This is a genomic window from Gluconacetobacter dulcium (genome assembly GCF_014174165.1).
GTDB classification, from domain to species: domain Bacteria; phylum Pseudomonadota; class Alphaproteobacteria; order Acetobacterales; family Acetobacteraceae; genus Gluconacetobacter; species Gluconacetobacter dulcium.
The window spans coordinates 14,938-32,872 of record NZ_JABEQN010000032.1 but is presented as its reverse complement, the minus strand read 5'-3'; the positions used below and the strand labels follow the sequence as shown (position 1 = coordinate 32,872).

At 63.2% G+C, this 17,935-nt stretch carries 17 protein-coding genes and 3 pseudogenes; 9 read left to right on the top strand and 11 right to left on the bottom strand.

Annotated features, from left to right (window positions below; all coding sequences use genetic code 11):
* Nucleotides 1-46: 46 nt before the first annotated feature.
* Both acuI and acuR read right to left on the bottom strand, forming a co-directional pair.
* Nucleotides 47-1,030 (bottom strand): acrylyl-CoA reductase (NADPH), encoded by a 984-nt coding sequence (acuI, locus tag HLH25_RS18420; RefSeq protein ID WP_182975464.1) that lies wholly within the window; start codon nt 1,028-1,030, stop codon nt 47-49.
* A 29-nt stretch (nt 1,031-1,059) separates the two neighbouring features.
* Nucleotides 1,060-1,674, bottom strand: coding sequence for an acrylate utilization transcriptional regulator AcuR (gene acuR / locus HLH25_RS18415; RefSeq protein WP_182975463.1), 615 nt, complete (start codon nt 1,672-1,674; stop codon nt 1,060-1,062).
* Between the two features lie 153 nt (nt 1,675-1,827).
* Here acuR and HLH25_RS18410 point away from each other — a divergent pair, with 153 nt between their 5' ends.
* The 3 genes from HLH25_RS18410 to HLH25_RS18400 are packed head-to-tail and all read left to right on the top strand — an operon-like array spanning nt 1,828 to nt 2,658.
* Nucleotides 1,828-2,229, top strand: coding sequence for a hypothetical protein (locus HLH25_RS18410; protein ID WP_220791904.1), 402 nt, complete (start codon nt 1,828-1,830; stop codon nt 2,227-2,229).
* On the top strand, nt 2,226-2,435 hold the full coding sequence (locus HLH25_RS18405) for a helix-turn-helix transcriptional regulator (protein WP_182975462.1): 210 nt from the start codon (nt 2,226-2,228) through the stop codon (nt 2,433-2,435). The genes HLH25_RS18410 and HLH25_RS18405 overlap by 4 nt, the downstream gene beginning before the upstream one ends.
* 46 nt (nt 2,436-2,481) lie before the next feature.
* Nucleotides 2,482-2,658 (top strand): hypothetical protein, encoded by a 177-nt coding sequence (locus HLH25_RS18400; RefSeq protein ID WP_182977205.1) that lies wholly within the window; start codon nt 2,482-2,484, stop codon nt 2,656-2,658.
* Between the two features lie 186 nt (nt 2,659-2,844).
* Here HLH25_RS18400 and HLH25_RS18395 read toward each other — a convergent pair whose 3' ends face one another.
* The 3 genes from HLH25_RS18395 to HLH25_RS18385 form a co-directional block, all read right to left on the bottom strand.
* Nucleotides 2,845-5,358, bottom strand: a complete 2,514-nt coding sequence (locus tag HLH25_RS18395; RefSeq protein WP_182975460.1) for a TonB-dependent siderophore receptor — start codon at nt 5,356-5,358, stop codon at nt 2,845-2,847.
* 130 nt (nt 5,359-5,488) lie between these two features.
* Complete coding sequence (locus HLH25_RS18390; RefSeq protein ID WP_182975459.1) at nt 5,489-6,487, bottom strand: FecR family protein; 999 nt, start codon at nt 6,485-6,487, stop codon at nt 5,489-5,491.
* Between the two features lie 47 nt (nt 6,488-6,534).
* Nucleotides 6,535-7,056 carry an RNA polymerase sigma factor gene (locus HLH25_RS18385; RefSeq protein ID WP_182975458.1) on the bottom strand — a complete coding sequence of 174 codons (522 nt, stop codon included), beginning with the start codon at nt 7,054-7,056 and terminating at the stop codon, nt 6,535-6,537.
* A gap of 183 nt (nt 7,057-7,239) precedes the next feature.
* On the opposite strand from HLH25_RS18385, the pseudogene HLH25_RS20865 reads away from it, so the two are divergent.
* The 4 genes and pseudogenes from HLH25_RS20865 to HLH25_RS18365 form a co-directional block, all read left to right on the top strand.
* Nucleotides 7,240-7,659: pseudogene (locus HLH25_RS20865) on the top strand (sigma-70 family RNA polymerase sigma factor); the annotation flags it as partial.
* A 29-nt stretch (nt 7,660-7,688) separates the two neighbouring features.
* Nucleotides 7,689-7,970 (top strand): annotated as a pseudogene (locus HLH25_RS20860) (transposase); the annotation flags it as partial.
* Nucleotides 7,971-8,183: 213 nt separating this feature from the next.
* Nucleotides 8,184-9,164, top strand: coding sequence for an alpha/beta hydrolase fold domain-containing protein (locus HLH25_RS18370; protein WP_182975457.1), 981 nt, complete (start codon nt 8,184-8,186; stop codon nt 9,162-9,164).
* Between the two features lie 29 nt (nt 9,165-9,193).
* Nucleotides 9,194-9,546, top strand: a pseudogene (locus HLH25_RS18365) (transposase); the annotation flags it as partial.
* Here the strand turns inward: HLH25_RS18365 and HLH25_RS18360 are convergent.
* Nucleotides 9,530-10,801: an FAD-dependent monooxygenase gene (locus HLH25_RS18360; RefSeq protein WP_182975456.1), complete on the bottom strand. Its 1,272-nt coding sequence runs from the start codon at nt 10,799-10,801 to the stop codon at nt 9,530-9,532. The pseudogene HLH25_RS18365 and the gene HLH25_RS18360 sit on opposite strands and share 17 nt — an antisense overlap.
* Before the next feature lie 11 nt (nt 10,802-10,812).
* Nucleotides 10,813-11,556 (bottom strand): siderophore-interacting protein, encoded by a 744-nt coding sequence (locus HLH25_RS18355; protein WP_182975473.1) that lies wholly within the window; start codon nt 11,554-11,556, stop codon nt 10,813-10,815.
* Between the two features lie 98 nt (nt 11,557-11,654).
* On the opposite strand from HLH25_RS18355, the gene HLH25_RS18350 reads away from it, so the two are divergent.
* Nucleotides 11,655-12,290 carry a TetR family transcriptional regulator gene (locus tag HLH25_RS18350; RefSeq protein WP_182975455.1) on the top strand — a complete coding sequence of 212 codons (636 nt, stop codon included), beginning with the start codon at nt 11,655-11,657 and terminating at the stop codon, nt 12,288-12,290.
* Here HLH25_RS18350 and HLH25_RS18345 read toward each other — a convergent pair.
* Both HLH25_RS18345 and HLH25_RS18340 read right to left on the bottom strand, forming a co-directional pair.
* Nucleotides 12,278-12,457, bottom strand: coding sequence for a hypothetical protein (locus HLH25_RS18345; protein WP_182975454.1), 180 nt, complete (start codon nt 12,455-12,457; stop codon nt 12,278-12,280). The genes HLH25_RS18350 and HLH25_RS18345 overlap by 13 nt on opposite strands.
* Nucleotides 12,458-12,534: 77 nt before the next feature.
* Nucleotides 12,535-13,680, bottom strand: coding sequence for an NAD(P)H-quinone oxidoreductase (locus HLH25_RS18340; RefSeq protein WP_343065510.1), 1,146 nt, complete (start codon nt 13,678-13,680; stop codon nt 12,535-12,537).
* A 35-nt stretch (nt 13,681-13,715) separates the two neighbouring features.
* Between HLH25_RS18340 and HLH25_RS18335 the strand changes: the two genes are divergently transcribed.
* Complete coding sequence (locus HLH25_RS18335; RefSeq protein ID WP_182975453.1) at nt 13,716-14,594, top strand: LysR family transcriptional regulator; 879 nt, start codon at nt 13,716-13,718, stop codon at nt 14,592-14,594.
* Between the two features lie 170 nt (nt 14,595-14,764).
* Here HLH25_RS18335 and HLH25_RS18330 read toward each other — a convergent pair whose 3' ends face one another.
* Together HLH25_RS18330 and HLH25_RS18325 are read right to left on the bottom strand one after the other, a co-directional pair.
* A complete protein-coding gene (locus HLH25_RS18330; RefSeq protein ID WP_182975452.1) occupies nt 14,765-17,335 on the bottom strand; it encodes an HWE histidine kinase domain-containing protein in 2,571 nt (856 codons plus the stop codon).
* Nucleotides 17,332-17,898 (bottom strand): biliverdin-producing heme oxygenase, encoded by a 567-nt coding sequence (locus tag HLH25_RS18325; protein ID WP_182975451.1) that lies wholly within the window; start codon nt 17,896-17,898, stop codon nt 17,332-17,334. The genes HLH25_RS18330 and HLH25_RS18325 overlap by 4 nt, the downstream gene beginning before the upstream one ends.
* Nucleotides 17,899-17,935 lie beyond the last annotated feature (37 nt).

The following is a 17,935-nucleotide window of genomic DNA, read 5'->3' as shown; positions in this document are numbered from 1 at the left end:
GCCATCGGCCTATCAGGAGCCTATCAAGGGGCCTATCAGGGGCGCATCAGGGTACGTGGACGACGACGCGGCCGCGTACCCCGCCTTCGAGCAGCGCCGCTGCGGTTTGCGGCACGTCAGCCAGCGCGATTTCACTGACCATCGCCTCCAGCTTCTCCGGGTCGATCAGTTCGGCCAGGCGGCGCCAGGCTTCCAGCCTGCGGGGATAGGGGCACATGACGCTGTCGATGCCCACCAGCGTGACGCCGCGCAGGATGAAGGGGGCGACCGTGGCGGGAAAGTCCATGCCCGCCGCGAGGCCGCAGGCCGTCACCACGCCTTCGGGCAGCATCGCCGCGCAGATATTGGCCAGCACCACGCCGCCCGCGACATCGACCGCGCCGGCCCAGCGCGCCTTTTCCAGCGGGCGGCCGGGGCTGGAGAAATCGGCGCGCGGCAGGATTTCGGCCGCGCCGAGGCCGCGCAGATAATCTTCCTCCTCCGGTCGGCCGGTGACGGCGGCGACGTGGTAGCCCAGCCGGGCCAGCAGCATGACGGCGACGCTGCCCACCCCGCCGGCGGCCCCGGTGACCACGACCGGGCCGTGCGCCCGGGTGAGGCCCTGCCGTTCCAGCGCCATGACGCACAGCATGGCGGTGTAGCCGGCGGTGCCGATGGCCATGGCCTGCCGCGTGGTGAATGCGTCGGGCAGTTTGACCAGCCATTCGCCCTTGACCCGCGCCCTGCCGGCCAGGCCGCCCCACCAGCGCTCGCCCACGCCCCAGCCGTTCAGCACCACCCGCGTGCCGGGCGGGAGGTCGGCGCGGGACGAGGTTTCGACCACCCCGGCGAAGTCGATGCCGGGGACCATGGGGAATTGCCGCACGATCGGGCCGCGCCCGGTGATGGCCAGCGCGTCCTTGTAATTCAGCGTCGACCATTCGACGCGCACCGTGACGTCGCCATCGGGCAGGCGCGCGTCATCGACCGGGCCGACATGGACCGTCTGTGCGCCGTCGGCGGATTTTTCGATTATCGCGGCATCGAACATCGTCTGATCTCCTTTCGGCCGGCCGGGCGTCACTGCCCGACCATGGCCTCGAATCCATCCAGAAACAGGTGAAGCGGGCGGGGTGAGCGTTCCAGCCGGGCGCGCAGCACCGCACCTTCCCAGCCGGTCCAGAAGAAGGCCGCGTAGCGGCGGGCGGCGTCCTGCCCGTACTGATCGGCCAGGCAGGTGGCCAGCCGGGTTTCCCATGACGCCAGTACAGCCGAGAGGGCCTGGCGATAGGTGTCGGGCAGTACCGCCAGTTCCTGCCCCAGATTGCCGATGAGGCAGCCGCGCCGGAAATCGTGCCGGGCCATGCCGGCGGCCGCGTCGGCCACGAAATGGCGCAGCCGCCGCATGGGGGGAAATTGGACGTCGCCCAGCCAATGTTCCAGCTTGGCTGTGAAATAAGCATCGTAGCGGGCGATCAGTTCCAGGCCGAATGCCTCCTTGCTCTCGAAATAATAATAGAATGAGCCTTTCGGCACGCCGGCCGCGCGCAGCAGGCCGTCGAGTCCGGTGGCCGTGAAGCCCTGTTCGGTCAACGCCGCGACACCGGCGCGGACCAGATGCTCGCGCGTCTGCGCGTGGCTGTCTGGTGCGCGGGGCGGGCGGCCGCGCCGACGGGGGGGTGTGGTGGCGTCCATGGGGCATTATTAGACCGATCGTCTATTAAATGCCAGCACGTCGGGCCGGGCGGGTGGTCACGAAACGGGGATCGGCGCGATGTAAAGCGTGCTTGACACCGTTCGTCGGCCGCCGATAGAAATGTAAAGCGTGCTTTACATAAGGAGGGATTGATGTGGGACCTGATGTCGCGGTTGAAGTCGAAAAGACGGTATCTGATCGAGCTTGGCGTGTGCCTCGCGCTCTATGTGCTGGCCATCAGGCTCTCGATGCTGCTGCTGAATGACGGGATTGCGACCGGCATCGGAAAGCCGATCGCGGCGTTGATCCCGATGGTGCCCGGTAGCGGGATGTGCTGGGTGATCGTGCGGCAGTTCCACCGGATGGATGAATTGCAGCGCCGGATTCAGTTCGAGGCGCTTGGCTTTGCCTTTGCCGGCACCGCGATCGTGACCTTTTCGTACGGGTTTCTGGAAACCGTCGGTTTTGCGAAGGTCTCGATGTTTTTCGTGTGGAGCGTCATGGCCGTTCTGTGGTCGCTTGGAATGGCCGTGGCCACGCGGCGCTACCGATGAACAACAACATCCGCGCCCTGCGCACGGCGCGGGGCCTGTCGCAGGAAGCACTTGGCAGTGCGTTGAACGTGTCGCGCCAGACCATCAATGCCATCGAGGCCGGGCGCTATGACCCCAGCCTGCCGCTGGCGTTCAAGCTGGCCCGCTTCTTCGCGCTGCATATCGAGGATGTTTTCGATGATGGGGAAGAGACTCTCGGGTCGTAGCGCCCGCGACGCTCTGCCGGTTTGACGCCGGGGCGGGCATAATGCGGTGCCCGTGAATTTTCACCCGCCATCGAGCCGGACCATCCTGAATCCGGCGGATGCCAGTGCTGGGTTCGACCTGGGCGGCTTGCAGGAGCGGTTGCAGGATGCGCTGGGCATACGGGGCGACCTGTTGACGCCGGCGACATCAAACCCTCCCCTTCGGACACGCATCCTCTGCTGATTGTGTCGCCCTGTGATGCGGAAGAGCCTCAACGAACTGCTCGCGTCGATTCCGGCAGGCACGGACAAGGCCCTTGCCTGTACCGCCGGGATGGCGCGAGAGCCGTTTCTGGCCTTTATCGTTATCGGGGAAACTTCTGCCGAGCGCGGCCCATATTTTCGGGGAACCTTCGAGGTAGCAACATGGTTACCAATTGTAGGTCAGGTTTCCATAAACACGCCGGCCCTGGCCGAGATAGCAACTGAAGTTTCCGCATGCCGTGACGTAATAGGCGTTTGTCAGATTGGACATGGCGAGTTGGGCCTTGAGACCACGCAGCAGCGGGGTCGTAGCCCCGAGGTCGTAATGCGCGCCGACGTCGAAGAGAATATACGACGGAATCTTGTAGGATTCGACATTGGTGGCGTAGGTGGAGCCGACATAGCGCAGGCCCCAGTTGAACCCCAGGCCCTTCATGATCGTCGAAGGAATTGTGTAATCGGCGAACACGGAAAACATGTTGCGGGGAATCTGCGGAACGAATTTTCCGGCTTCCGCCGTCAGGGCGCCAGAGGCGCCGGTGTAGGGATCGGTCTTGCGGGCGAAGAGATTGTTCTTGTTGAAGCGAACATCCGCGAAACTGTATGACGCGATCACCCGGAGGTCTTTTGTCACGTTGGCATTTGCCGAGAGCTCGAACCCCTGCGAGCGGACGCGGCCCGCGTCGTCACTATAGCCCGTATGGATCAGATCGCTGATCAGGTAATGGTCTTCGTCGATACGGTATGCGGCCGCCGTCAGAAGGATGTCGCGACCGGGGACCTTGTATTTCATGCCGGCTTCGAGTTGCTTTCCCGACAAGGGCGGAAAAAGCTTCCCCTGCCAGTCGGTCGAGGTCTGCGGCGTGAAGGACGTGGCATAGCTGAAATAGGGGGCCAGGCCGAAATCGAACTGGTAGACCAGCCCGGCGCGCCAGGTGAAGGCTGCCTGGGAGATCGATGTCTGTCTTCGTGAACGGGCCAGATAGCTGTATGAATTGGTCGAGGAATTGAACCAGTCTTCGCGGCCGCCGAGAATGACGGACAGTCTTTTCCACTTCATCTGATCCTGGAAATACACACCTTCCTGGAAATAGCTCCAGGTGCCATCATAACCTCGGACGCGGCATCCGGAAGACGGGCTGGTGTCCATGCATGGCGTGACATGCGTGGCCTGCGGATCGTACAGGTCGATGATCACGTCGGATGCCGCGATGACGTTCTTCTGCGGATTGTCGTAGTGTCGGAAATCGGAGCCGACGACCCAGGTATGGGCGACCGGTCCGGTGTCGAAGCGACCATCGAACCGGGTATCGAACGCCACACCTTCCGACGAGTAGGCGCGGATCTCCGGCCGATAATATTGCAGGTTTGGGCGGGAGAGATCGACATTGCCGTTGTCGTAGGAATCCCTGTCGTCGCTGATGCTTTTTTCCCAGCGCAGGATCTGGCTGAAATTCAGGTATCGGCTGAACCTGTGCTGGAACTGATATTCGAACATGGCATCCTTGACGCTCTGTTCGTTGAAATTTCGCAGACCCGCGAATGTGTGGCGCGAGATTCTTCTGTAGCCGTCGGTGATCAGGGTGCCGCGCTGCGGATATTGCGCGCCGGGATTGGTGCCGGTGTCGGGCGTGTAGTTGTAGGAACCGATCAGGGTCATGGACGTATCCCTGTCTATATCCCACGTCACCGACGGCAGGACGGCCACCCGCTGGTAATGCACGTAATCCGTCTGTTGGTCCTGGGTGTTGCCGATCGCCGCGATGCGGTAGCGGACATTGCCCGATTTCGTCACCCTGTCGCTGACATCGACGGTTGCCTCGTACCGGTTCCAGTTGCCGAAGCCCAGACTGACCTGGTGAAGCGGCGTGGCGGTTGGTTTCTTCAGGCTCATCGTGATCAGGCCGCCGGGGGCGTTCTGGCCGTACATGACCGATGCCGGACCGTTGACGGCTTCGATCCGTTCGAGAAAACTCGTCTCGCCTGCTGCATAGGATGTGCTCAACAGCCCGTCGACATACTCGCTCGCCGCGAAGCCGCGCTGCTTGATGCCGCTTCCGCCCATCGCGGCGCCGACCGAAAAACTTCCGAAAGATTCGGAATAGACGCCTGTGCTGTAGCGCAAGGCTTCGAGCACGTTCTGGGGCTGCTGGTCCTGCATCTGCTGTTTCGTCACGATATGGATGGAATTGGGAATCTCCATGAGTGACGTGTTGGTCTTGGTGCCTGCCATGGTGTTTTCGGCCACGTAGCCGACACCGGGGCCGGTCGGGTCCTGACGTGCGACGGTTCCGCCCACCCGGACGGGGCCGAGCGTGATGGCCGAACCAGCCCTGGCGAGAACGACCGTTCGGCCATCGGTGAAATTGTAGGACAGGCCGCTGCCGGTGAGGAGGCGGGACAGGGCCTCGGCGGGGGTCATCGTTCCCCTGAGGCCTGGCGAGGGCAGGTTGCGCGTCAGGGACGCATCATACACAAGCTGGATATTGCTTGTTTCGCTGAAACGGTTGAGGGCGATGGCAAGTGGGCCGGCGGGGATATTGTAGCTTTGACGGCTTGCGGCCTGGGCGGCGGGGGCGGCATGCGCCGCGACGGGGGGCAGGCAGGCGGTGGCGAGCAGGAGGCAGGCCGCGAGGCTTCCGAGCCCGCCCTTCCGGTGGTCAATGGTCGTAGGGAACATCGCTTTCGATTGGCCTCTTCGGATCGGACATCACGCGGTGGCATGTTGCTTGTTGCAAATGCCTCTCATCTGGATGACGCCTGGGCTGCGAGAACGCGAACCTGCCGGTGCGGGATTTTTTTGGATTATTTTATTTTCTGATCAGAATCAGCGCGTTGGTGAGTTTGGTGACGCGCAGGTTCATTGAATGCCCCAGCGTGTCGATGGCGGCGACCGGGTCGGTCGCCACGAAGGAGCCGCTGACGCGCAGGTCGCGCAGCCCGGTGCCGACCAAGCGGATATAGCCCCGGTGATAGCGGGACAGTTCGGCGATGACCTCGCCGAGCGGGCGGTCGACGAAGACCAGGCGATCGCGGGTCCAGGCCGCCGCGCTTTCGACATCCACCTGATGAGGGGGCGAGAGTCCTTCCGGGCCGTAGGTGGCGGCTTCGCCTTCGCGCACCACTTCCTCCGAAGGGCCGCCCTCGTGCGGGGCGACGACGTGGACGCGATGTTCCGTGACCAGGATGTCGGTCCGGCTGCCGTCGCGCCTGACGATGAAGCGGGTGCCGAGGGCCGTTGTCGTGCCCTGGGCGGCCGCGACGGTGAAGGGGCGGGACGGGTCGGGCGCGACGGTGAAGGCGGCCTCGCCCTTCAGCAGGCGGATGCGGCGCTGGCCGGGCGTGTCGTCGACCGCGATGGCGCTGTCGCTGTCCAGTTGGACGCGCGAGCCGTCCGCCAGCGTGATGGTGCGGATTTCGCCGACCGACGTGCGCGCGCTGGCCTGCCACCAGATGAGGACGGACTGGCCCTGCAAGGAGACGCCCAGGACGACGCATGCCGCGAGCGCCATGGCCTGGTACCGGCGGCGCAGGAGCGGACGGGCGGCGCGTGACGGTGGGGATGGGGCGGAAGGGGACGCGGCGGAAACGGGCGGCGCGGTTGGCTGGCGGGCGAGCGCGCGGGTTACGGCGGGGGCACCCATGGCGCCCCAGGCTTTGCAGGCCCTGGCATAGGCTTCGGCGTGGGCCGTGTCCGCGTGGAGCCAGGCGGACAGTTGCTGCGCCTCGGAAGGAGAAAGGGCGTCTGAATCCTGCCGGATGACCCAGCTTGCCGCTTCGTCGTCGATCTGTGCGGAGGGTGGGGTCATCAATCAGGCTTTGTAGAGAACAGGGAGGTCGCTTGTGAAGCACTGCATCACGAGGCGTCGGTGCCGGTTTCGGCGAGGCGCGCCATGCAGTGCGTCAGGGCATTCTGGAGGTGACGGGCGACCATGCTGGGCGAGATGCCCAGGCGGTCGGCGATGTCCACGACCCGGAGATTTTCGACCTTTCGCAGGATGAAGACCTCCCGACAACGAGGGGACAGGCTGGCGATCGCGGCCAGTACGATGCCGAGGTTTTCCTGGTCGATCAGGTGCCGCTCGGCCGACGGGACCGGGGCTGCGATTTCCTCGGAGATCGGGCCGGAGGCGAACAGGGCCTCCCGTCTCTCCCCTGCCCTGAGACGATCCAGGGCGACGTTGCGGGCGAGGCGGTAGAGATAAGCCTGCTTGTCGTTGATCGGGGGTGTGTCGGTGACCGTCTGGATGCGTAGCCACAGGGTCTGGGTCACGTCTTCGGCGTCGGACGTGGTGCCGACGATGCGCCGGATGAGGCGGAGCAGCGAGGGACGCTCCTTCAGCAGGAGCTCCGTCAGAATCGTGGCGTTGGCGTTCATCTTGTCGGGTCTGTACCGGTAAACCTTCGGTCTTGCTATAGGAATTGAGAATTAATCGCAATGCATGCGCGGCGGCCCGGTTTTCATTGCGCTTGCAATCGGCCATGCCTTGGCGTAGCGAAACCTGAGAATTGTTCTTAGTTCCGGCCGGATGACCTGGTGGCGGGTCGTCTTGCGGATTGGATGGCATACGTGGGCAGTGAGAAGGATAATCTTGACCTGTTCATGACCCATCGGCAGCGGCTGGTGGATTATGCCACGACGATATTGGGCAGCGCCGCGCAGAGCGAGGATGTGGTGCAGGAAGCCTGGATCCGCTTTTCGGGGGCTGCCGACCCCGGCGCGCTGCGGGAGCCACTGCGCTACCTGTTCCGGATCGTGCGCAATATCGTGGTGGACGGGCATCGCGCGCAGGTGAGCCGCGGCCGCTATCTGGTTGCCGCAGCGACGCCCGAAACCACGCTTTCGCGGCCGGACGACCGGCCGGCGCCGGAAGCCGAGATCCTGTATCGGCAGCAACTGGCGATCGTGCAGGAGGCGCTGGCCGAGTTGCCGCCACGGACACGGCGCGCGGTGGAACTGCATCGTCTGGAAGGACTGAAGACGCGGGAGGTGCCCACGCAGCCCATCTTGTCGCACATGACGTTCGCTCCCTGGTGCTCCGGCGCGTGGCGAGGATTGCGCAGGGGTATGAGGATCGGGTCGATCACGATCAGCTTCGGCATGATCCGGTCCTGGCGGCACTGGCGGTCAAGCTGGACGCTGAACCGGGTGGAACGCGGGCGTGCGGAGCCGGGCCGCTCTCATCGGATCGCTCATGACCCGGCAGCGATCGAGGTGCTGTTCGTCGATGTCTTTCTTGACGCTCACCGCGCGCCGCCCCCGGCCAGATCGTGCTGGGGCTGGACGCGACCGGCATTTCCACGCGATCGGTGAAGGACCTTGTCGGGGCACGCCGGTGAACCTCCTTCAACAAAGTGCCGTGATACCAAAAAACCGTGTTTCCACGAGTCCGGGATTCCGGTCATGCTGGTGCGTTCTCCAGACGGAGGCGGCCATGTGCCGACGCTTTGGAAATTGGAAAGACGTTCGACGTCGCGAGCCCATGGGAAAAGGAACGAAACGCAATGGAAAATCCTGGGATAAGATATTTCCACAGGGACGCTCTCAGTAACGAAGCCGCAGATTTTCAGAAGCAGCTTTACGAGAATCGCGTGAAGGGGCTGTTTGTCTCAGTCATGGCGAACAGCGTCGATCCGACATTGCTGAAGCAGCTCGCCGGCATGGATAATATTACGACTGCGGCGCCCATTCCGCAGTCTCTGAGCGATCTCTGCGCTATCACGACCGATCTGGCGAAGAACCGCACCGTCTGGACCTTGACGCCCAGGAACGCCCCCTCGGGCAAGGTCATTTTCTATCTTCATGGCGGAGGTTACGTCATGAACATAACCTCCAGACACTGGGTATTTCTCGAAGATTTGTGTCGCCATACTCATGCGACGATTGTCATACCCGACTATCCGCTCGCCCCAGCCTCCACATGGGAGGATGTTTATGCCTGTGTGGAAACGGCGTATGGTCGCCTTGTCGAGACCATAGCCTCCGATCAGGTGGTCGTCATGGGTGACTCCGCGGGGGGAGGGTTGTGTCTGGGTTTGGTCCAGAAACTCCGTAACGACGGACGCCCGCTACCGGAGCAGGTTATCGTTCTGTCTCCCTGGCTCGATGTGACGGTGTCTAATCCGGCGATGGACGCAATCGACGATCGTGATCATCTGCTCGGCACGCGCGGCCTCGTGCAGGCGGGGCAAGCCTATGCGGGGACGACCGATTTGCGTGATTTTCGGATAAGCCCGATTTACGGCAGCTTTTCCGATTTCCCGCCACTGTCGATTTTTCAGGGAACGCACGACATCTTTCTTGCAGATAGCCAGAAACTGGTCGCCAGATTGGAACAGGACAATCGCTCGATCAACTATTTCGAATTTCAGGCACAGTGCCATGTGTGGGCCATCTTCCCATTGCCCGAGGCGCAGATCGCCAGCAACCTGATGGCGACCCTCATCAATGGCCAGCCCATCATTCTGCCAGACAATAAAGGCTGAGATCTTTCCGTCGTCGTCGAACGGCGGGCGATAGCCTGTGCACCCACATGCTGGCCATCGCGTGCGGTTACGAGGATGCCGATGACCTCGATCACCTGCGCATCGATCCGGGGTTCAGGCTCGCCTGCGGCCGTCTGCCCGATACAGGGCGTGATCTGTGCTCGCAGCCCACCATAATCGCGCTGGGAGAACGCCCCGACCCTGCGCGAGGGTATCCGCCCGAGAGCCTGACCGCAAATGCGCGCTGGTCGATGCCTGGTGCGACAGCTATTCCCGACCGCCAGATGCGATCACGCTGGATGTCCACGATCTGGATGTCGACGATACGGTCGATGTCGTCCATGGCCACCAGCAACTGGCGTTCTTCAATGCCCATCACGACGGATGATGCTCGATGTGTCGTCGATCTGTACGGGGACCGCCTCGCGGTTGGACGGGCATGGCTGTTCCTCGTATCTGGGGAGCACAAAACCTTGTTCCGCGGGTGTGTCGCCGCCAAAGCGTCGGAAAATGGACTGTGCAAGAGCGCTCGACAGGCCTTTCCAGGCTGCGCGGAGCACTCCGATGCCGAGGCGCGACCTGGGATGGATGAGACGAAGCATGAAGGGTCGTATCGTCCGGCCGTTGGCCACGTAGGACCGCATCAACGCCTCATAGGATGCCAGGGCCGCTGTGTGTGTCGGCTGCTTCCTGAGTTCACCGGCAAGGATATAGGCGCCGATGAGCGCGAGCGGGGTTCCCATCCCTGTATAGGCCGACGGGCACCAGGCCGCATCGCCGGTGAGCACGAAGCGCCCCTTCGACCAGGTGGAGCCAATCACCTGGATCATCGGGCCGAGATATGGATCGAGATCGTGATCGAGGTTCGCGAGGATGCGGTCTGCCGGTCCGCCAGCGCCTTGTAGCGCATCGCGCAGCATCTTCTTTGGCGCGACGCCATCCGCGTCGCGCGCATCGAATTGCTTGCGCAGGAAGGTAACGAGAACGGTTGTGTCCTGGTCATGGACGGGGCGCAGCAGCATGAAGACGCCACCCTTGCCGTTGTAGATTTGCGCCCAATCCCTATCCCCGGGGTCTCTCGGAATTCTGAAGTAAGAGGCGTAAACACCCAGGTACCGGAAGCGGATATCATCTTTCATCACCAGCCGCCGTGTCGAGGAGCCGATGCCTTCGGCGCTGACAACCAAATCGAACTTCTCGGTCGACCCGTCGTTAAAGGTGACCCACACGCCGTTATCTTGCTGCTTCAGGGCCGTGATCGTCGTGTCGAACCGATAGTCGCAATGATCCTTGGTCTCATCGTAGAGGATGTGTGCAAGGTCTCCCCGCAGGATTTCATAAGAGCTTGTCAGCGAGCCGACAGAACCCTTCGGCAGCCGCGCAATCGGTTTGCCCGTGCTGCCCAGGAATTCCACACCCTTTTCTCGCGTGTTTTTCGCCTCGATCTTCTCTTCGAGGCCCATCATCCTGATGACTTCCTGACCCGGTCCCTCGATATCGACGTTCTGGCCGCCGGTGCGGAAAGTCTTCGACCGCTCGATGACCGTCACCTTGTCGCCATACCTGTTCAGCCAAAAGGCCAGGGTAAGACCCGCGATGCTTGCTCCGGAGATCAGTATTTTTCTGCTTTCGTTCATGATGGGATTCCTTAATCGAGACCTGTTTTTCCCGGCGACCAGTAGGCCTTCGACTTCACGCTTGATGAGCCCATGCCACTCCTCTTCAGTGCCTGGCTCACACTCTGTATCGATTGGGCCTTGCCCGTCAGCACGAAGCGCGCGTTGGGGGTGACGTGGCGCGAGAGATCAGCGCCGATCGCCGCCAGATGCACACCACCATCACGGCGCTCGATCACCGTTGCCCGGTCGAGGCCAATCGCCGTTAGTACGGCCCGTGATTCCGCAGCGTCCGAGACTTCAAAGACCAGCTCGGTAGCCGCAGGGTCGTTCCGCAATGCCGCCGCAAGGCCGAAGGAGGTTTCATCGCCGAACAGTATGACTGGTCCGTTAGCGCCAGAGAAATCGAGCGAGCGGCGCGGGCCAAGGAATTGGCAGACCTGACCCGCAAGCAGGCTGCCCGCCCAGCGGCTGCCTGTCCCGTCGCCGTGCAGGTAGGCCAGCATCCGCGTCCGACCGGCATCGGCATCCCAGGACATAGGCGTATAGGTTCGGCTGGAGAGTCCTGCGCCGATCGCCACCTGGATCTTTTGTCCAGGCTGCCAGGCGACATTTTTCAGGCATTCCCCTTCAAGGTCGATGAGCCGAAAGCGCGGAGAAAGGGCTTCGACGGCCGCGACCCGTGCCGGTCGCATCATCCACCGTAGCAGCGCGCGCGTGATGCGCCCCGGCGTCGTGGCGAGCCGTGGCGGCGGGATCGTATCGGCGCTGTGCATGTTCACGAGGCAAAATCCGATGCTGTTTGACGGGAGCGTGATCGACCATCAAAATACGACGAAACATTCGTATTCTCTAATCGCATTCGGGAGCCATCATGACCGATCGCCGCAAAGCCCAGATTTCCTCGCGAAAACAGCCTCGGCAGACCCGCTCGATGGAACTGGTCGCGTCCGTAATGGAGGCCGCTGTTCAGGTTTTGGCGGCCGAGGGTGCGCAGCGTTTCACCATGGCCCGCGTTGCCGAGCGGGCTGGCGTCAGCGTCGGCTCGCTCTACCAGTATTTCCCCAACAAGGCGGCGATCCTGTTCCGGCTACAGAGTGACGAGTGGGCGCGCACGGCCGAGATATTGCGGGGGATACTGGAGCAGAGGGTGACTCCGCCGCTCGACCGTCTCCGCATGGCGGTTCATGCCTTCATTCGTTCCGAATGCGAGGAAACGGGCGTCCGCATGGCGCTCGATGACGCGGCTCCCCTCTATCGCGGCGCGCCGGAGGCACACGATGCCTTGAAGGCAGGCGCTGCGATCATGCAGGCTTTTATGCGCGAGGTCTTGCCCGACGCCAGCGCGGACCAGCGCGCGCTGGCCGGCGGCCTGGTCGAGTTGACGATCCGGAGCGTCGGTAAATCCTATTCGGAAACGCCGTGTACGCCGATCGAGATCGAGGCTTTCGCCGAGGCCATGGCGGATATGTTGTGCGCCTATCTCGAGGGATTGAATCACGTCGCCTGATGCTTCGGTTCGGCGTCGGCGATGCCGTCCGGACGGTATTCGATGACACGGACCACGACGGCATTGGTTTCGTGACGCCGGTCCCGTTCGGACGGATAGGTGCGGATCAGGCAGGAGCCGTCCGGTAACCGGCGATCACATTCCAGGTGCAGGCTCTGAGGCGCCAAACCCGGTCGGCCCCGGTGTCCGCCGCCAGGCGCCACAGATCATATGCACAGACTGCCCCCGCCGTCGGGGCCATCTTCTATCGCGATGACGGGCGGCCGTTCGAGGCGGGCGTCACCAGAACGATCTTGCCGATGTGCTTGCCGGAGTCGAGCAACTCGTGTGCTCCTTTGGCATCCTCCAGCGCGAAGGTGCGATACACATAAGGCTTCAGGATACCCTGGCGGATCGGCGGCCATACATGCGTTTCCAGGTCCGCGAGAATGCTGGCCTTCTCGTCATTCGTGCGGGAGCGAAGGGTGGAGCCGATATGGGTCAGGCGCTTGCGCAACATCGGCCAGAAGTCGAGATCCTTGGCGGGTCCCTTGATGACGCTGATCTGCACGATCCGGCCGTTCATGGCGGCGACATCATAATTACGCGCCACGTAGTCGCCCGCGATGATATCGAGCACGACATCGATGCCCCGTCCGTCGGTCGCCGCCTTGGCGATTTCCACGAAATCCTCGTCATTGAAATTGACGGCGATATCCGCGCCGAGTTCCAGGCTGACGGCGCGCTGTTCGCTGGAACCGACGGTCGTCACGATCTTCGACGCGCCGAAATGTCTTGCCAGCATCGTCGCCGTCGTGCCGATGCCGGAGGCGCCGCCATGAATGAGGATGGAGTCGCCGGACTTGAACTGACCGCGCTCGAACATGTTGAGCCAGACGGTCATGAATGTTTCCGGAAGTGCCGCCGCCTCCGCCATGTTCAGCCCTTCAGGGAGCCGGAAGGCGAGCTTTTCGTGGGCGACCGCGTATTCGGCGTAGCCGCCACCGGTGACCAGCGCCGCCACGGTGTCGCCCGGACGCAGGTTTGCGACCGCCTGCCCCGTCGCGACAACCACGCCTGCGACTTCAAGGCCGGGAATGTCCGATGCACCGGGAGGCGGGTCGTAGAGCCCCTTTCTCTGGAATACGTCCGGCCCGTTCACGCCAGCCGCATGCACCTGGATCAGGACTTCGTCATTGCGGGGAACGGGAACAGGGCGCTGAACCGGAATGAGGACGTCCGGCCCCCCCGGCTCGCGAATATCGATCGCCGTCATCGTGCGGGGAATGGTGAACTCAAGCGACATGCTGGAAAAATCCTTCCTGCCTTGGGATCTTAAGGCCGTCACGAGCCGACGGTCGGGTTGAAATTTAGTGCATCCATCCATCCATGGGATGGTGTAATGCGGCACGCGTCGAATGCATTTCTGCATGGGAGAGAGGCGGCATGAACTGGGACGACACGCGAATATTCCTTGCCATCAGGCGCGAGGGGACGTTGCGTGGGGCTTCCCGGCGCCTTGGCATCGATCAGGCTACGGTCGGGCGCCGTCTTGCCGGGCTGGAACGAGCACTGGACGCCAAGCTGTTTCTTCGAGGGTCGGATGGCCTGACATTGACCGAGGCCGGGGACCGGCTTGTCGTCGCGGCAGAGCGCATGGAACGGGGGGCTGACGAAATCGAACGTCAGGTGCTCGGCTCGGACGCGCGCTTGCAGGGAAGCGTGAGAGTCACCACGACGGATACGCTGGGACTGGGCTTCGTCATACCGGCCATGGGCAGGTTGCGGCAGAAATATCCCGCGATTTCCGTCGCCCTGTCGACCTCGACCGACATACTCAATCTGGTGCGTCGTGAAGCCGATATCGCAATCAGGACCGTCGCCCCGGAGAGCCCCGACCTTCTCGCACGCCGCATGACGTCATGGCCGATGGGGCTTTATGCCAGCAGAGACTATGTCGCGCGTCGGGGGGAGCCTGTTTTCGGGAACGCATTCGCCGATCACGACCTGGTCCTGTATCAACCCCATCTCACGACCGATAGACATCTTACACTTGTCGGAGAGGCGATTACGGCCAGCAGGGTGGTCGCCACCGCGACGTCCAGTCTCATGGTACGCACGATGATCGGCGCGGGGCTGGGCATTGGAGAGGTCCCGGTGCCGCTGGCGGAGCGTGACCGGCTGGTGCGTATATGGCCCGACCGGATACGCTCGGAGCCGTATGACATATGGCTCGTCACCCATCGCGACCTGCGTCACACGGCGCGGATCAGCGTCGTGATCGAGGAGATCGTCTCGTCCTTCAGCAGGGAGGATGGCGGCTGATCCGGCCCTCTTGCCTTGCGCCGGACCTGCAGGTCACGCATCTGGAGGGATCGAAGAACCGTATTATTGACGGCGTGACGCGGTGAATCGCGGCTCGACGATGCAATCCCCAAAATTAGACCGTCCTGGCTCTGGTGCAGAATTCGATATGGGGGCGAATGGTGCTGAGGTCAGTCGCGCTCCATCACCAGGGTGGCGAGGACGGCAATGACCTCGGCCGGAGTGTAAGGCTTGTGCAGGATCGGCACGCCGGCGAACGACGGCGCCGCAAGTTTTTCGCTGCCGTAGCCCGTTGCGAAGAGAAACGGGATGCCCCTCTCTGTCAGGAGGCCGGCGACAGGTGCGGAACAGAGGCCCTGCACGTTCATGTCGAGGATCGCGCAGTCGATCTTCTGTGTCTTCAACAGGTCCTGGGCCGTCTGGATATCCGGCGCGAGGAAGACATCGGCCGCGAGGTCGGACAGGAGCGTCATCTCCAGATCGGCCGCGATCAGAAATTCATCTTCCAGGATCAGGATAGTCCTGCCGCGCAGCAGGTCTTCCGGGCGTGGCGACGGTTCGGGAGGGGTCTCTTTCGGAGTGGATGCCTTCGGGTTGGCGGCTGGCGCGTCGCGCATGATGGCGGCGGCGGGCAGGCTTATATCCACCGTGACGCCTTCCGGGTCGAAACGACGCCGGGCGGTGCCCTGCAGATCGTGACTGACGGCGCGATCGATCAGCAGGCTGCCGAAGCCGGAGCGGTCCGGTGCCTGGACGGGGGGGCCGTCTCGTTCTGCCCAGTGGATCGTGCAGATGCCCGATGCGGCATCATGCGTCCAGCGCACGGTCACCCGACCTGACGGGATGGAAAGTGCGCCGTATTTGACGGCGTTGGTCGTCAGTTCGTGGAACAGCAGGGCGAGCAGGGTCAACGCGCGTTCGGTCAGACGGATGTCGGGGCCGCGCAGGGCGATCTTGCCTTCGCCCGACGCATAGGGAGCGAGTTCCGTGATCAGCAGGTTATGGAGGGACGTATCGGCCGAGGCGCCGATGGCAAGGTCGTGCGCATGGGCCAGGGCCTTGATGCGGCCCTGGATCGTCCTGCGGTAGTCGGCCACGCTGTCCTGGCGCGGGGGCAGGCGCGCGACGAGCGAGCGGACAACGGACAACACATTCTTGACGCGGTGATTGAGTTCGTCGTTGAGAATGCGCTGGGTTCTGTCCGCGATGAGGGTTTCCTGCAGCTTCATCCAGTTGGATCGGGCGGCGACTTCCATCAGGGCCGAACGGAACAGCCCCGCGACCTCGACATGATCCGCCGACCAGGAGGCGGAATGCTGCCTGACCTCCTCGGTCCAGATTTCGAAGCTGCGGCGCGGTGTCAGGCGGATGCCGTGGGGGCCGGTGCTGTAGGTCTTTTCGGGGTCGCCGCCCCATACCACCGTGCGCGCCCATTCGCGCCGGAAGAGAACCAGGCAATCTTCCTTTTCGGGAAAGAAGGGAATGATCAGGGCACCGCAGAGATCCGACGGCGGCAGGGCCGGACAGTCCCGTGTCAGGCAGTCGCTGTGCCAGAGCTGGTTGCTGGCGGCGGTGCCCGCGTGGGCGACGAGAGTGCGAACGTCGGCTTCCGGCAAGGCCCGACCGACCGAAATCCATCGCTGTCCGCTGAGAACGCCGCTGCCGTCGCAGGAAATGAGGCCCGGCAGTTCGACGAGGTATTTCCGGGCGCGGGGCAGCAGGTCCGTCATGCCGGACGTATCGTCCAGAAACCGTGACAGGAAGCGCTGTGCGGCCTGCGCGAGCCTGAGACGACGCGAGCGGTGGAGGGCGACGACCTGCAAACCAATGAATTCGCCGATCATTTTCGCGGCGATCCGCTCTGCCATGAACAGGGAACGCGGGCTGTAATGGTGGCAGGCAATGAGACCCCAGAGCCTGCCATCGACGATCAGGGAGACCGACATGGAGGCGTGGACACCCATATTGATGAGATATTCGCAATGGATGGGAGAGACGGCGCGCAGATGCATGAAGGACATGTCCAGCGGCGCGGCACCGGGCTGTTCGACCAGGGGTACGGGCTGGCAATGGGCGTCGCCGATCACGCGGATGAGCGCGCGCCGGTAGAGTTCCCGCGCCTGGGCGGGGATATCGCTGCTGGGAAAATGCTGGCCGAGAAAACTTTCCAGATCGTCGCGGCGGTCTTCGACGATGACCTGGCCGGACCAGTCGGGGGCGAAGCGGTACACCATCACCCGGTCATAGCCGAACATCCGGCGGATCGACGCGGCGACCGCGCGCAGCAGCGACATCTTGTCCTGCGGATCGCGCGCGCATTGGAGGAGCTTGCGCTGTTTGACGGCGAGGCGGGCGTGCATCTGCTCCGGAGTGGCGGGCTCGCACTCCACGATGATGCTGTCGCGCGATCGGTGGACCGCGACATCACACCGCCGGTCGCCGGGAAAGGCGACATTGAAGGCGATTTCCGGGTAGGTCGTATTGCCGTTATCGGCCAGGGCGCGGATGAGGGGGGCGGCGTGTCCGACACACTGTTCCAGCGTCATGCCGTGATGCAGCGGAGGACATTGCAGGAAATTGGCGGTATTTTGAGAAAATGCGACGAGTTCGGGGCCGGACCCGGCGAATACCATCATGCATCCCGCAGGCTGAATGCTGGCGGGGATGTGGATGGGTTCGCGATCGCAGTTCGTCAGGTCCGCCTGGCCGAAGACGATCGGCGCGATGTCCTGCTTTGTCATGGTTTTTTCTGAATCTGGGAGGGCGCGACGGATTGCATCGCGAGAATGGCGGAATCGAACGTCTGCATGGCGGCGCGGTCTGCCGCGCACGATCCGGCGGGTAGCCGGTCGAGACGGCTGACAAAATCCTTCCACGGGGAATGACGATCGGCCTGAGCGGCCAGATGGCGTGCGCCGTGGGTGGCCGTGAAGCCCTGATCCGCAGCCTGCCTGACCAGAATGCGCGCACCGAGCGAGGAGCCTTCCAGCACATAGAGCATGCCCGCCGTGGCGGGGGCGGTTTCGAGCGGCGGCATGGCGATCGGGGGCGGAGGGGGCAGTGCCAGGTCGGCGAGATCCTGCATGAGGAGAGGCGTGAGGTGCTGCGGCTGCCAGCCCTGGAGAATGTCGGGCCATGGGGCGGCCCGCAGGGCCTGTTCGGCGCTGATGCGGAAGGCTGCGATCCCGGACAGATAGGCAAGATAGGCAGCGGCGCTGTCTATCCTGCCGACAAAGGTGTCGAGAATGACGTGGCGGGAGTGGGTGGCGTCTCGGAGACGGGATCGGTTAGCCGGCTGATACATTGCAGCATCACTATACAGATGGGATTGCCCGCGACCA

Excerpts from the sequence above, each read along its gene's own strand:
- acuI (WP_182975464.1), bottom strand. The coding sequence starts at position 1,030 with ATGTTCGATGCCGCGATAATCGAAAAATCCGCCGACGGCGCACAGACG.
- acuR (WP_182975463.1), bottom strand. The coding sequence starts at position 1,674 with ATGGACGCCACCACACCCCCCCGTCGGCGCGGCCGCCCGCCCCGCGCA.
- HLH25_RS18410 (WP_220791904.1), top strand. The coding sequence starts at position 1,828 with ATGTGGGACCTGATGTCGCGGTTGAAGTCGAAAAGACGGTATCTGATC.
- HLH25_RS18405 (WP_182975462.1), top strand. The coding sequence starts at position 2,226 with ATGAACAACAACATCCGCGCCCTGCGCACGGCGCGGGGCCTGTCGCAG.
- HLH25_RS18395 (WP_182975460.1), bottom strand. The coding sequence starts at position 5,358 with ATGTTCCCTACGACCATTGACCACCGGAAGGGCGGGCTCGGAAGCCTC.
- HLH25_RS18390 (WP_182975459.1), bottom strand. The coding sequence starts at position 6,487 with ATGACCCCACCCTCCGCACAGATCGACGACGAAGCGGCAAGCTGGGTC.
- HLH25_RS18385 (WP_182975458.1), bottom strand. The coding sequence starts at position 7,056 with ATGAACGCCAACGCCACGATTCTGACGGAGCTCCTGCTGAAGGAGCGT.
- HLH25_RS18370 (WP_182975457.1), top strand. The coding sequence starts at position 8,184 with ATGGAAAATCCTGGGATAAGATATTTCCACAGGGACGCTCTCAGTAAC.
- HLH25_RS18360 (WP_182975456.1), bottom strand. The coding sequence starts at position 10,801 with ATGAACGAAAGCAGAAAAATACTGATCTCCGGAGCAAGCATCGCGGGT.
- HLH25_RS18355 (WP_182975473.1), bottom strand. The coding sequence starts at position 11,556 with ATGCACAGCGCCGATACGATCCCGCCGCCACGGCTCGCCACGACGCCG.
- HLH25_RS18350 (WP_182975455.1), top strand. The coding sequence starts at position 11,655 with ATGACCGATCGCCGCAAAGCCCAGATTTCCTCGCGAAAACAGCCTCGG.
- HLH25_RS18335 (WP_182975453.1), top strand. The coding sequence starts at position 13,716 with ATGAACTGGGACGACACGCGAATATTCCTTGCCATCAGGCGCGAGGGG.
- HLH25_RS18330 (WP_182975452.1), bottom strand. The coding sequence starts at position 17,335 with ATGACAAAGCAGGACATCGCGCCGATCGTCTTCGGCCAGGCGGACCTG.
- HLH25_RS18325 (WP_182975451.1), bottom strand. The coding sequence starts at position 17,898 with ATGTATCAGCCGGCTAACCGATCCCGTCTCCGAGACGCCACCCACTCC.